General features: G+C 51.1%; 12 protein-coding genes, 1 tRNA gene and 1 rRNA gene. 12 read left to right on the top strand and 2 right to left on the bottom strand.

Translation table 11 applies throughout. The features are described 5' to 3' along the window. The first annotated feature begins 121 nt into the window (after positions 1-121). The 10 genes from rrf to NST26_RS33885 all read left to right on the top strand — a co-directional run bounded on the left by rrf (position 122) and on the right by NST26_RS33885 (position 8,672). A 5S ribosomal RNA gene (rrf, locus tag NST26_RS33930) occupies positions 122-238 on the top strand. A 358-nt stretch (positions 239-596) separates the two neighbouring features. Further along, positions 597-2,054 (top strand): IMP dehydrogenase, encoded by a 1,458-nt coding sequence (guaB, locus tag NST26_RS33925; protein WP_209879538.1) that lies wholly within the window; start codon positions 597-599, stop codon positions 2,052-2,054. A gap of 125 nt (positions 2,055-2,179) precedes the next feature. After that, positions 2,180-3,574: a D-alanyl-D-alanine carboxypeptidase family protein gene (locus tag NST26_RS33920; protein ID WP_339312207.1), complete on the top strand. Its 1,395-nt coding sequence runs from the start codon at positions 2,180-2,182 to the stop codon at positions 3,572-3,574. Between the two features lie 120 nt (positions 3,575-3,694). Further along, positions 3,695-4,576 carry a pyridoxal 5'-phosphate synthase lyase subunit PdxS gene (gene pdxS / locus NST26_RS33915; protein ID WP_036724406.1) on the top strand — a complete coding sequence of 294 codons (882 nt, stop codon included), beginning with the start codon at positions 3,695-3,697 and terminating at the stop codon, positions 4,574-4,576. Between the two features lie 18 nt (positions 4,577-4,594). Next, positions 4,595-5,179, top strand: coding sequence for a pyridoxal 5'-phosphate synthase glutaminase subunit PdxT (gene pdxT / locus NST26_RS33910; protein ID WP_036724408.1), 585 nt, complete (start codon positions 4,595-4,597; stop codon positions 5,177-5,179). A gap of 90 nt (positions 5,180-5,269) precedes the next feature. Beyond that, positions 5,270-6,559, top strand: a complete 1,290-nt coding sequence (gene serS / locus NST26_RS33905; protein WP_340980916.1) for a serine--tRNA ligase — start codon at positions 5,270-5,272, stop codon at positions 6,557-6,559. Between the two features lie 65 nt (positions 6,560-6,624). Continuing rightward, a tRNA-Ser gene (locus NST26_RS33900) sits at positions 6,625-6,713 on the top strand. A 253-nt stretch (positions 6,714-6,966) separates the two neighbouring features. Next, the gene (locus NST26_RS33895) at positions 6,967-7,308 is read left to right on the top strand and encodes a hypothetical protein (protein WP_036724411.1); all 342 of its coding nucleotides are present in this window, start codon (positions 6,967-6,969) and stop codon (positions 7,306-7,308) included. A 12-nt stretch (positions 7,309-7,320) separates the two neighbouring features. Then, a complete protein-coding gene (locus NST26_RS33890) occupies positions 7,321-7,473 on the top strand; it encodes a small acid-soluble spore protein P (protein ID WP_036698929.1) in 153 nt (50 codons plus the stop codon). Between the two features lie 104 nt (positions 7,474-7,577). Continuing rightward, the gene (locus tag NST26_RS33885) at positions 7,578-8,672 is read left to right on the top strand and encodes a DUF6612 family protein (protein ID WP_036724413.1); all 1,095 of its coding nucleotides are present in this window, start codon (positions 7,578-7,580) and stop codon (positions 8,670-8,672) included. A gap of 75 nt (positions 8,673-8,747) precedes the next feature. Here the strand turns inward: NST26_RS33885 and NST26_RS33880 are convergent, their stop codons facing one another. Both NST26_RS33880 and tadA read right to left on the bottom strand, forming a co-directional pair. Further along, the gene (locus NST26_RS33880; protein ID WP_340980914.1) at positions 8,748-9,323 is read right to left on the bottom strand and encodes a GNAT family N-acetyltransferase; all 576 of its coding nucleotides are present in this window, start codon (positions 9,321-9,323) and stop codon (positions 8,748-8,750) included. Positions 9,324-9,367: 44 nt separating this feature from the next. Beyond that, positions 9,368-9,871 (bottom strand): tRNA adenosine(34) deaminase TadA, encoded by a 504-nt coding sequence (gene tadA, locus NST26_RS33875; protein ID WP_268748444.1) that lies wholly within the window; start codon positions 9,869-9,871, stop codon positions 9,368-9,370. A 363-nt stretch (positions 9,872-10,234) separates the two neighbouring features. On the opposite strand from tadA, the gene NST26_RS33870 reads away from it, so the two are divergent. Continuing rightward, entirely contained in the window at positions 10,235-12,508 is a 2,274-nt protein-coding gene (locus NST26_RS33870; protein ID WP_245368690.1) for an ATP-binding protein, read from the top strand. Then, the gene (locus NST26_RS33865) at positions 12,495-13,196 is read left to right on the top strand and encodes a pseudouridine synthase (protein ID WP_209879523.1); all 702 of its coding nucleotides are present in this window, start codon (positions 12,495-12,497) and stop codon (positions 13,194-13,196) included. Before NST26_RS33870 ends, NST26_RS33865 begins: the two co-directional genes overlap by 14 nt. Positions 13,197-13,234 lie beyond the last annotated feature (38 nt).

The following is a 13,234-nucleotide window of genomic DNA, read 5'->3' as shown; positions in this document are numbered from 1 at the left end:
AAATAATTCGCAGATTCGTTTCGGATTCAGTTTTCAGGCGATCAAGCCTGGCAGGATGTTAAACCGATGGTTTGATATTTTCTGTAGCGATTTCGAGAAGCGTAGGCTTCGAAAAATCACGTTTGGTGGCGATAGCGGAGGGGTTCCACACGTACCCATCCCGAACACGACCGTTAAGCCCTCCAGCGCCGATGGTACTTGGACCGAAGGGTCCTGGGAGAGTAGGACGTTGCCAAGCACACATGACCACTGTTGAGAAATCAACAGTGGTCTTTTTGTATATCCGGTGGTGCAGCCGAAATTTGTTCTATTGTCCACTGGAGACGGACTTTAGTCCAAGAATTCGCTTACCGGAGGGCGGATTGCCTAATCCCTTCACAGAGCGGTGTAATATTCTTGACAGGCCAAATGCCCTTTGCTAAGATGGACAATAATATATTTTTGGACAAGCCTCTCAAACCTTAACAGAAGACACAATTATGTATAACTCCCAGGCCTCTACTGTTGTCTATCGGGTATGGACTTGACGCAGGAGTTTCTTTATTCATAAGTTGGCGGGCGGGTAGAGAAAAGAATTTAGAGGAGGAATGACCCAGGTGTGGGAAGATAAGTTTGGTAAAGAGGGATTCACTTTTGATGATGTGCTGCTGGTTCCGCGTAAATCCGAGGTATTGCCTAAGGAAGTGGACTTAACCACTGTACTCAGCAAGAATGTGAAGCTGAATATCCCTTTGATGAGTGCAGGTATGGACACAGTCACAGAAGCCGCTATGGCGATTGCTATCGCCCGTGAGGGCGGGATCGGCATCATTCATAAGAATATGTCCGTGGAGCAGCAGGCAGAAGAGGTGGACCGTGTGAAGCGCTCAGAGAGCGGGGTTATTACCAATCCATTCTCACTTACGCCGGACCACTGGGTATCCGATGCTGAAGTTCTGATGGGCAAATACCGCATTTCGGGTGTGCCTATCGTAAATGAAGAGGGCAAGCTTGTCGGTATTCTGACGAACCGCGACTTGCGTTTCATCCATGATTTCAATATTCAGATCAAAGAAGTGATGACTCATGAGAATCTCGTTACAGCTGCTGTAGGAACCACTCTTCAGGAAGCGAAAGGCATTCTGCAGCGCCACAAGATTGAGAAGCTGCCACTGGTAGACGAGCATAATATTCTCAAAGGTCTCATTACTATTAAAGATATAGAGAAAGCTATCCAGTTCCCCAACGGTGCCAAGGATGCTCACGGACGTCTGCTGGTTGGAGCGGCAATCGGGATTTCCAAGGACACGCTGGAACGGACTGAAGCACTGGTAAAAGCCGGCGTGGACCTGATTACCGTGGATTCCGCACATGGCCATCACATCAATATTATCGATGCAGTGCGTAAGCTGCGCGAGACTTATCCTGACCTAACCATCGTAGCCGGTAATGTGGCTACAGGCGAAGCTACCCGGGAATTGATTGAAGCAGGAGCCTCCGTAATCAAGGTGGGTATTGGTCCAGGCTCTATCTGTACTACCCGCGTAATTGCCGGTATAGGTGTTCCGCAGGTTACCGCGATCTACGATTGTGCGACAGTAGCCCGTGAATACGGCATTCCGGTGATTGCAGACGGAGGAATTAAGTACTCTGGAGAGATTACCAAGGCCATCGCTGCCGGTGCTGCTGCAGTCATGATGGGAAGCCTGTTCGCCGGTACGGAAGAGAGCCCGGGAGAGTCGGAAATCTACCAGGGACGTAAATACAAGGTATACCGCGGCATGGGCAGCATGAGCGCCATGAAGCAGGGCAGTAAAGACCGTTACTTCCAGGATGATGATAAGAAGCTGGTACCGGAAGGCATTGAGGGCCGAGTCGCTTTTAAAGGGCCATTGTCTGACACGGTTCATCAATTGATTGGCGGACTGCGTTCCGGTATGGGCTATTGCGGAACGAAGACATTAGAAGAGCTGCGCAATGATACCTCGTTCATCCGTATCACTGGAGCAGGCCTGCGTGAGAGTCATCCTCATGATGTACAGATCACCAAGGAAGCTCCGAACTATTCTCTATAAGCCGGGAAGAATCGCCTATTTTGTTGACAGGCAGGACTAATTTAGTCCTGCCTGTCTTTTTTTGCAGATACCCCTGTGTTAGAATAGAACAAGCACTGATTTGAGGATTAAAGGAGAGTTAATCATTGAAGGCCAAGCGAAAACTAAGCAGTAAGCAAATTGTGATTAAGACAGCGACAGTAGGTCTGCTTTTAAATATGTTGGCATTTCCTGCGGCTTCTGCAATGGCGGAGGCAGTAAATAAACCGGCTACAACCGAGGCGGGAACCAAAGCGGCGGCTACCCCTGCCAAGACAGCAGTAGCCAAAATCCCAACCGTGGAGTCTCTCGGACTGAAGCTGAAATCGGCAGTATTGATTGAGCCTACAACGGGTGAGGTTCTGCTCTCGCTTAATGCGGATCAGCCTATGCCTCCGGCGAGTATGACGAAGATGATGACAGAATACCTTGTAACTGAAGCGGTGAATAGCGGCAAGATTTCCTGGGATCAAAAGGTCATTATACAGGAGAATGCGTCCAAGCAGATCGGGTCTCGGATTTTTCTGGCAGCGGGCGATGAACATACGGTTAAAGAACTCTACATAGCGATGGCGGTAGGCTCTGCCAATGATGCTACAGTTGCTTTGGCTGAACTGGTAGCTGGCTCGGAGCAGCAGTTTGTGACCCAGATGAATGAGACCGCACAGAAGATGGGCATGAAGACGGCTTATTTCATTAATTCCACCGGTCTGGACCGGAAGGACATGCCTGCTAAATACCGGCCTGAAGAGGACCGTGAGACGGTAATGTCTGCGATGGATGCAGCGATTCTGGCCAAATATATTGTCACCGATCATCCGGAGTTTACAGATTTTACGACAATTCAATCGTATAAATTCCGCGAGCGTGATTCGAAGCCGATGATTAACTACAACTGGATGCTGGAAGCCAACAAGAATATCCCCAATTTCAAGGCATACGCTTATCCGGGCCTGGACGGACTGAAGACAGGACATACCACTAACGCCGGTAACTGCTTCACGGGTACTGCGGTGCGTGACGGCATGCGTCTAATCAGCGTAGTTATGGGAGCGGACTCTGAGGCCCACCGTTTCACCGAAACGAAGAAGGTGCTGGATTTTGGCTTCAATAATTTCGAGATTAAGCAGGTAGTTGCGCCTAAGGCCGTGATTGACGGCACTGAGACTGTGCCTGTGCTGAAGGGCAAGAATAAAGAGGTATCCGTAGTAACGGATGCTGGTGTAACATTCATGGTCCCTAAGGGTACTGTATCGCCGCAGATCAAGACCACTGTGGTCACGAATGATCCGGCTACGCTGGTCGCACCAATTGCCGGAGCCAGCAAGGTAGGTAAGGTCACGTACTCCTATAAAATTGAAGGAATGAATCAGACGCAAGAGAAGACGGTGAACCTGATTACTGCCGAGGAAGCGGAGAAGGCGGGCTGGTTCAAGCTGCTGCTGAGAGCCATCGGTGATTTTTTCGGTGATCTGTTCAAAGGAATTAAAAATCTGTTCTAACCTTAACAGGTGCATAGGTACTAGCTTCACGACAAAATCCCAGTAAATAGGTTGTATATATTACAGCCTTGCGGTAAAATAACATGTTAGATTAGGTTAGATCTAACGGGAGGCGTAGATATGGAAACAGGAACTTCGCGAGTCAAAAGAGGCATGGCAGAAATGCAAAAAGGCGGCGTCATTATGGACGTCATGAATGCAGAACAGGCGAAAATTGCTGAGGCCGCGGGCGCAGTTGCTGTTATGGCCCTGGAGCGTGTACCTTCCGATATCCGCGCAGCGGGTGGTGTCGCACGTATGGCTGATCCTACTATTGTAGAAGAGGTTATCAAGGTAGTGAGTATCCCTGTAATGGCCAAAGCGCGGATCGGTCACTATGTGGAAGCCAAGGTTCTCGAATCTCTGGGTGTAGACTATCTCGATGAGAGTGAAGTGCTAACTCCTGCCGATGAAGTGTTCCATATCAACAAACGCGAATTCACGGTTCCTTTTGTATGCGGAGCCAAGGATCTTGGAGAAGCACTGCGCCGGATTAGCGAAGGGGCCTCCATGATCCGCACCAAGGGTGAGCCGGGAACCGGCAACATCGTGGAAGCTGTCCGCCATATGCGCCATATCAACAGCCAGATCCGCAAGGTGACCGGCCTCTCGCTTGATGAGCTATATCATGAAGCTAAGACGCTGGGTGTTCCGTATGAGCTGCTGCTGGAGGTTCACGAGCTGGGCAAGCTGCCTGTCGTTAATTTCGCTGCCGGTGGTGTAGCTACGCCTGCCGATGCCGCGCTCATGATGCATCTGGGTGCTGATGGGGTGTTTGTCGGCTCCGGGATTTTCAAATCGGACAATCCTGAGAAGTTCGCCCGTGCCATCGTCGAAGCGACAACCCACTTCACGGACTACAAGCTGATTGCTGAAGTATCCAAGAATCTGGGCGCTCCGATGAAGGGGATTGATATCGCCACGTTGTCCCCGGCTGAACGCATGTCGGAACGCGGCCGATAATAGAGAGAAGGCTTCCGGATGAGAATTGGAGTGTTAGCGCTTCAAGGCGCTGTTACAGAGCATATTGTCAGTATTGAGAAGACCGGCGCGCAGGGCCTGCCTATTAAGCGTGTAGAGGAGTTAGACGGGGTAGATGGTCTGATCATTCCCGGCGGTGAGAGTACGACGATTGGCAAATTGATGCGCAAATATGGCTTTATTGAGGCTGTTCGTGAGTTCGCGGGTCAAGGGAAGCCTATTTTCGGCACATGCGCCGGGATGATCGTGCTGGCGAAGCGGATTGCCGGAGACGAGGCCGGTCATCTGGAGCTGATGGATATTACCGTGGCCAGGAATGCCTTTGGCCGCCAGCGGGAAAGCTTTGAATGTGATCTCGAGGTTAAGGGGATTGCTGAGCCTGTGCGGGCGGTATTTATCCGCGCTCCGCTTATTGAAGAGGTAGGTCCTGATGTTGAGGTGCTTACGCTCTATAAGGATGAGATTGTAACCGCGCGCCAGGGGAATCTGCTGGCCTGCTCGTTTCACCCGGAATTGACTGATGATTACAGGCTGCATCAATATTTTGCCGACATGGTAGAGGACCGTATTGCAGCCAATCTATAGAACCGCATATAAGGACACTTTGACTCTTTCAAAGCTGCAAACAAAACAGCATTTTGAAAGAGTTTGGGCTGTTTTCAGGAGGGAAACTTTGTGTTAGATGTTAAAGTATTGCGCAGCGATTATGCAAGAGTAGAAGAGGCACTGAATAAAAGAGGAAAGTCGCTGGATTTGATTGCCGGCTTCCCGGCTCTGGATCAGCGCCGCCGTGAGCTGCTTCAGGAGACAGAAGGGCTCAAGAACCGCCGGAACACTGTATCCGGAGACGTAGCCAAGAAGAAGAAGAACAAGGAACCGGCTGATGATCTGATCGCAGAAATGCGTACGGTATCTGACCGGATTAAGGAATTAGATGATGAGGTGCGTGAGCTTGAGGTCAAAATTGACGAGCTGACGATGAGCATCCCGAATATTCCGCATGAATCGGTGCCGGTAGGTACCTCCGAGGCAGACAATGTCGAAGTGCGCCGCTGGTCAGAGCCTACAGAGCTTGGTTTCACTCCGAAATCCCACTGGGAGCTGGCGCAGCAGCTGGATATCATTGATTTTGAGGCAGCGGCGAAGGTTACGGGTTCCCGGTTTGTCTTCTATAAAGGACTGGGTGCCAGATTGGAACGTGCCCTGATCAATTTCATGATGGACCTGCACAGCGGGGAACATAAATATGAAGAGATGCTGCCGCCTTATATTGTTAATAAGGACAGCCTCTATGGAACGGGACAGCTGCCGAAATTCGAAGAGGATCTGTTCAAGCTGCGGGATACAGAGTATTATCTGATTCCTACGGCGGAAGTGCCTGTGACGAACTATTACCGTGAAGAGATTATGACAGCTGGCGATCTGCCGAAGTATCATGTGGCCTATAGCTCTTGCTTCCGCTCGGAAGCCGGTTCTGCGGGACGCGATACCCGTGGTCTAATCCGTCAGCATCAGTTCAACAAGGTGGAATTGGTGAAGCTGGCCAGCCCGGAGAGCTCCTATGAGGAGCTGGAGAAGATGACAGCCGATGCTGAGCGCGTCCTGCAGCTTCTGGGACTGCCCTACCGCGTCCTGCTGCTCTGTACGGCAGATATGGGCTTCACCTCTGCCAAGACGTATGACCTTGAGGTGTGGCTGCCTGAGAGCGGCATGTACCGCGAGATCTCCTCATGCTCCAATACCGAGGACTTCCAGGCGCGCCGGGCCAATATCCGTTACCGCAAGGAGCCGAAGGCGAAGCCTGAATTCGTGCATACGCTGAATGGCTCTGCGCTGGCTGTAGGGCGTACGGTAGCAGCTATTCTGGAGAATTACCAGCAGGAGGACGGAAGTGTGCTGATTCCGGAATGCCTGCAGCCGTATATGCGTAATGTGAAATCCATTTCTGCAAAAACAGCTCAATAATAATAGTTGCATATTATTTGTGGGGCGTGGTATAATTCCTAATGCATGTGAAATTTCAGTGCATTGGAGAGGTACCGAAGCGGTCATAACGGGGCGGTCTTGAAAACCGTTAGGGTGCAAGCCCACATGGGTTCGAATCCCATCCTCTCCGCCATTCCTTTACATCTAAATAAGTGCAGATAGAAGCCGTTCTCTCAGGAGGACGGTTTTTTTGTTTGAAATATAAGAATTTATATTTTTCACGCTATAAATTATCCTTCTATTTCTCGCCAAAACGGTACCGTCCTTTAAAAGGACGGCAATGCCGTTTCCACTTGCCAAGGCCTCTTTTTCACAGAAGCGGTTCCAACGGGAATAAAAAGCCGTCTTTCTCCGCAATGTATTAGAGAAGGAGGCTGATAATAAAGATGGACCGACAATTGCAAGTAGATCAGCAGAGTCTGGTGTCTGCCTGGCAGGAGCGGCTGCCGGAACTGATGGAGAGTGGGGATAGCTTCAGTGTGCAGGGAGATGCGGCGAACCAGAACAGTCTGCTCATCCATTTCAATGCAGCGGGACGGCAGGGGTATTCTCTGGATTTCCGCTGCACCTATGTGGATAGCCGCGAGGTTGCTGTAGATTTGCTTGACGCCGAACAGGCCGGGGTACACGCGGATGAGCAACTGGATGCTGTTCAGCTTTTGGCGCAGCAGTATACGAGACAGATTCATGAGTGCGCACAGGCCCTTCAGGGCTTAACTAATCCATAGGAGGTAATCGAAGTGAGTAAACCCAAGAGCATGCCTGTACCCGGCGTACAGCAGGACAACCAGGGGCCCCGCAAGGAGCACCATTCTTCAGGTCCGGCGCCGTTATCCGGGTCTAAAAAGGTGAAGCAGGCCAACCATGTGGACCATAATAATCCGCAGGGTTAAACACATTTAACAATGAAAATGAAGAGAAATGTTTCTCATAATTGCCAAATGGTTTATCATTAGGGAGGGGAAAGAAACTTTTTACATGGGAGAGGAGAAAAATAATGAACAAAAAGTGGGGGTTATCCGCTGCCGCGTTACTGTTAACTGCTGCAGTAATTCTGCCGGGATGTGCAAAGAAAGAGGAGCCGAAGGAGGCTCTGACTTCAGCTGCGGCCAAAGCTACAGCTATGACATCTTACGAAATGAAGAGTAAGGTGGTCATTAACGATCTGACGATAGACACCGGTACTAATGAGGCTGACGCTTCGACGGGTCAGATTCTAAGCATGCTTAAGAATGCAGAGCTTACGATTGATGGAGTCTATCAGGCTGAGCCGATGCAGACAGAGCTTACAACGGTTCTGAATCTGAAGGGGGATATGGCTATGTCCTTCACGGTTCCGATGGTTATGTCCGGACAGAAGCTGTACGTCAAAGTGCCTTCGATTCCGTTCCTGCCGATTCCTGAGACGATTGTCAATAAATTCGTAGAGGTGGATCTGAAGAAGCTGGCCGAAGAGCAGGGAACAGAATTCAATCCTGCGCAGATGGATGCACAGAAAGTGCAGAAGCTGTCGAATGAAGTGATGAATACGCTGCTGGGCGAGTACGATGAAGCGAAATACTTCAACAATATCAAACCTAAGGATGCCGGCCTGCCTGAAGGCGTAGATGCCAAGCAGGTGGTTCAGTTCCAGGTAACCAATGATAATGTCAAAGAGGCGCTTACGATCCTCGTGAACAACGCATTGCCTAAGATCATGGATATTTTGAGTAAGGATGAATATAAAGATCTGCTGCAGGTTGACTCCGCTGATCTGGCCAAAGCCAAGGAAGAGCTGCAATCCAGCGAAGCACGTGCCGAGTTTGATAAGAGCCTGGCTGATCTGAATAAATATCTTACCATTAACCAGTTCCACCTGAACACTGCGGTTAATAAAGATGACTATCCGGTATACCAGGATATGCTCATGGACATCAAGGTTAATGATCCTGACAAGGGTGAGAACGTTACCTTATCTATGAATGCAAGCAACCAATACAGTAAGATCAATGAGAAGCAGACCTTCAAGATTGGCATTCCGCAAGGCGATGATGTCATTACTCTGGAAGAGCTGCAGCAGCAATTCGGAGGCATGGGTACGGGTACTTATTAATACCATAGTTCCGCACGCCAAAAACCCGTATGAGCAAATTGCGCTCATACGGGTTTTTGTGTGGACATATGAAGGTTAAGGGGATTCCTGTCCCTCTGGCAGGAATTCCTCAGCCAGAATGGCGTAGGTGCGGTGATCCTGCCATTCGCCGTTGATCCGGATGAAGCGGCGCGCGAGTCCTTCGGCCTGGAAGCCGTTCTTCTCCAGCACTCTGCGTGAACCGGTATTATGGGGCAGGATGGCAGCCTGTACCCGGTGAAGCCCCAGAGAGCGGAAGGCATACCCGAGGATCAGGTGTACGGCGGCACTGGTATAGCCTTGCCCCTGCTGCTCATGATCGATCAGATAGCCGATATCGCAGAATTGTCCGACTCCCCGCACTACATTGGAGATCGTAATCTGGCCGATCAGCTCCCCGCTGAGCAGATAAATCCCGAACATATACGCGCTGTCCTGCTGCGCATCCAGAATACGCTGGGTAATCAGCTGCCGCTGGCTCTCCAGGGTGAAGTAGTCTTCACTGCGCAGCGGTTCGAATTGCTGGTGAGCGATGCGGTTACGCAGACGGAGGCTAAGCAGCTCCTCAGCATCCGTAAGCTCCAGCAGCGAGAGATAGATCCCCTGTGCGTTGTTATACAGCTTGTACGACATCTGGCATTCTCCTTATGAGCATAATATAAGTGTTAATGGGCGTTCTAGAGCTTCGCAGGCCGCTTCCGCAGCTTGCGGAAGAAGGAGGTCAGAAGCTCCGCGCATTCCTCCTGCAGCACGCCCTGGATGACCTCTGTACGGTGATTAAAGCGAGATTCCTCCAGCAGGTTCATCAAGGTCCCTGCACAGCCGGCCTTGGGGTCTGGAGTGCCATACACGGTGAGCGGCACCCTGGACTGCACCATCGCTCCTGCACACATAGGACAAGGCTCCAGGGTAACATAGAGCTGGCAATCGAGCAAACGCCAGGAGCCCAGGGCTGTACTGGCTTCCCGGATCGCTACCATCTCCGCATGGGCAGTGGAGTCAAGCGTCGTCTCACGCAGATTATACCCGCGGCCTATAATTTGGCCTTCGTGGACGACCACGGCACCAATCGGCACTTCGCCCAAGGCCTCGGCCTTGCGGGCTTCTCCTATCGCTTCTGTCATCCAATGTTCATGAATGGCCCGCTCCTCCGCCGGCAGTTCTTCAAGCCTGGTATTCAAATGCATCTTCCCTTCTTCTATGCCCATTGTACAACGAACAAATATTCGTTCTTAACAAATTGTGGACAACTCTGTGGATAACGACCGACTTATACACAAATTTGTGCACATCGCGATTTGGCAAAATGTTTATATGTGCATAACCTGTGGATGGTTTCTTACCTATTGTAGTGAAACTGCCCCGATAATTCAATATCTGCCAGCACCCGGCTGTGGGGAAAGGCCTTTTCAAATGGGAGGGCAAAAGGTATGATTATGTTGAATGCCCGCTAGGATTTACCAGCGGATAAGAGGTGAACAATACGCTTGTCCATAAAAACGAAATTATCAGCGATTATATTTGGCTCGGTGCTCTTAATCTTGATGCTTAATCTTTCGCTCAATCTTTATGCTGCCCGGAATAATCTGCGGAATGAGAGTGTAAGCAACATGAAGATCACTGCGAAGCAGGTTGCAGTATCGGTGGAGCAGAGCGGCTACAGCTCGAATTACGTGCAGGATAAAATTGCCCAGAACCTGCGCTTGACCGCCATTCTGGCGTCCTATGAGCTGGACCCGGATATCAGGAATATTACCAATCAACAATTGAAGGCGCTATCCACCAAGCTGGGGGTGTCGAATATCTCGCTGCTGGTGAAGACTGCGGATGATATTATCGTAGCCAAATCTTCAGATCCTGCAGAGATTGGACTTTCGACCAGAGGCATGGGTTTTTGGTATGTGGCTTTTCTGGAGCTGTTTGCAGGCCAGCGGGTATCTGTCGATCAGGGGCAATCCCTGGAGAATTTCTGGTCCGGGCCGTTTGAATATTCAACCTCCAATCCGGAGTATATTGATAAATGGGGCTATTATTATGACGGGGCCCGCAATTATATCATAGATCCGTTCGTCCGGAGCACAGCGGTAAGCGATTATGTCAAAATTATGAGTCCCGATGAGATCATCCAGGAATCCAAAGCTGTAAATCCCGGAATTCTGGAGATTACGGGAATCAATCCGAAGACCTTCGGGGCCTCAAGCATGCTGCCTGATGGTACAGATCCCAAGAACACGAAGCTGCGGAACCGCCCTATTCAGTACGGAACCTATTCCTACGGCAATATTGCAGAGGACAAGGCGGCAATCCGTGAAGCATTGAACAAGGGCGAGCCGGTAACGCTGGATACGAAGGCATTGGGTAAAAGAGTGCTCAAAAGCTTCATTCCGATTGAGCGGCCGGGAGCGGCGGATTATGTGATCAGTGTAGTCATGGACTACCAGGCGATCTCCTCAGTCATCCGCGAGCAGCTGTTCAATAATATCACCACCTCGGTACTGCTGCTTATTATCTTTCTCTTGGCGAGTTATGTCCTGGCCGGTGTTGTTACACGCCCGATTCAGGATATACTGGCTAAGGTCAATGATGTGGCCAAGGGCAAGTTCGAGCCCCCGCTTAATGTATCCAGCCGCGATGAGCTTGGACAGCTGGCCCAGCGCATCAATGCGATGACCTCACATCTGCTGCAGCACACGAACCGGCTGGGGCAGACACTGGAGGAGAACCGTGCGGTTAAGGAGCATCTGGAGTCGGTCATTAACGGCACTTCGGATGCCATCCACACGGTGGATATGGAAGGGCGGATCATCAGTACGAACAGAGCGTTCGAGGATCTCTATGGATGGGGCGCTGCGGATGCTCTGGTCAAGCCGCCTTATCTGGTTCCGGCCACTGTGCAGCAGCAGGAGAGTATACGATTGCAGCAGCTTAAGGACGGGGCATCTCTGCCGCCTGTGGAGACCGTCAGGCTGAAGCGTGACGGTTCCCTGGTAGAGGTCAGCGTCAGCAGCTCGGTTATCCGGGATGAAGAGGGCCAGCCGCAGTCGGTTGTCCATGTATCCCGTGACATGACCGAGCGCAACCGGATCGAGGAGCTGCTCAGACGCTCGGAGAAGCTGACTACAGTCGGCCAGCTTGCCGCAGGCGTTGCCCATGAGATCCGTAATCCCTTGACCACCTTGCGGGGCTTCCTGCAGCTTCAGCAGGAGAAGAAGGTTCTCGTTCCGCTGCATATTGATCTGATGCTCTCGGAGCTGGACCGGATCAATATGATTGTCAGTGAGTTCCTGATTCTGGCGAAGCCGCAGGCTGTTCATTTCCAGCAAAGGGATCTGCGGCATATTGTCGGCGATGTCATCTCCCTGCTGGACAGTCAGGCCCACCTGTTCGGCATTGAATTCACCACACATTTCTCGGGAGTACCCGCCATGGTGCACTGTGAGGAGAATCAGCTGAAGCAGGTATTTATCAATGTAATCAAAAATGCGATCGAAGCGATGCCGGACGGGGGAACGATTACCGTGGAGCAGCAGGAGCAGGATGATTCTGTGGTTGTTGTGATCACGGATGAGGGCGGAGGCGTCCCTGAGGATATGCTGCCCAAGCTGGGAGAGCCGTTCTTTACGAACAAAGAGTCCGGAACCGGTCTCGGCTTGATGGTCAGCCAGCGGATCATTCAGGCTCATAAGGGCAGCCTGGAGATTAGAAGCGAGTATGGCCGGGGGGCACAGGTAATTATCAAGCTGCCTGAAGCGAAGGAGCCAGTACCGCCGGCCGTTATGAATATAGAACGGAGTGAAGACGAACATGAGAATCAATAAATTCATCAGTGAGACAGGCTATTGTTCACGCCGTGAAGCAGACAAGCTGGTCGAGGGAGGGCGGGTCACCATCAACGGGGAGCCCGCTATGCTGGGCAGCCAAGCCGAGGCCGGAGATATTGTCCTGATTGACGGACAGCCGCTTCAGACGGGCAGCAGGATCGTGTATATCGCGCTTCATAAGCCGGTTGGCATTACCTCTACTACAGAAGCGCATATTCAAGGCAATATTGTCGATTTCATAGGGCATGAGGAGCGGATTTTCCCGATCGGGCGGCTCGACAAGGATTCAGAGGGATTGATTCTGCTGACCAATGACGGTGACATTGTTAACAAAATTTTACGCGCAGAAGGCAAGCATGAGAAGGAATATGTGGTCACTGTAGATCGGCCCGTCACGCCTTCTTTTCTGACCGGTATGTCCACCGGCGTGAAAATTCTGGGCAGTAAGACACTTCCCTGTGAAATTACGCGTATTAGTGAGCGGGTATTCCGTATCGTTCTGACTGAGGGCAAGAACCGGCAAATCCGCCGCATGTGCAGTGCCTTCGGTTATGAAGTCCGGCGGCTGCAGCGCATCCGGGTAATGAATATCCGCCTTGGCGCACTGAAGACTGGAGAATGGCGGGAGCTGTCCCAGGAAGAGAAGCAAGAGCTGGGGGCTATGCTGAACTATCAGCTGCAATAAGATTATAATGCCCATACCTATAATAAGAGCTGCTCCGA

It is taken from the genome of Paenibacillus sp. FSL R7-0128, from assembly GCF_038002245.1.
Classification (GTDB): Bacteria; Bacillota; Bacilli; order Paenibacillales; family Paenibacillaceae; genus Paenibacillus_AQ; species Paenibacillus_AQ silagei.
This window is presented reverse-complemented; position numbering and strand designations above follow the sequence as displayed.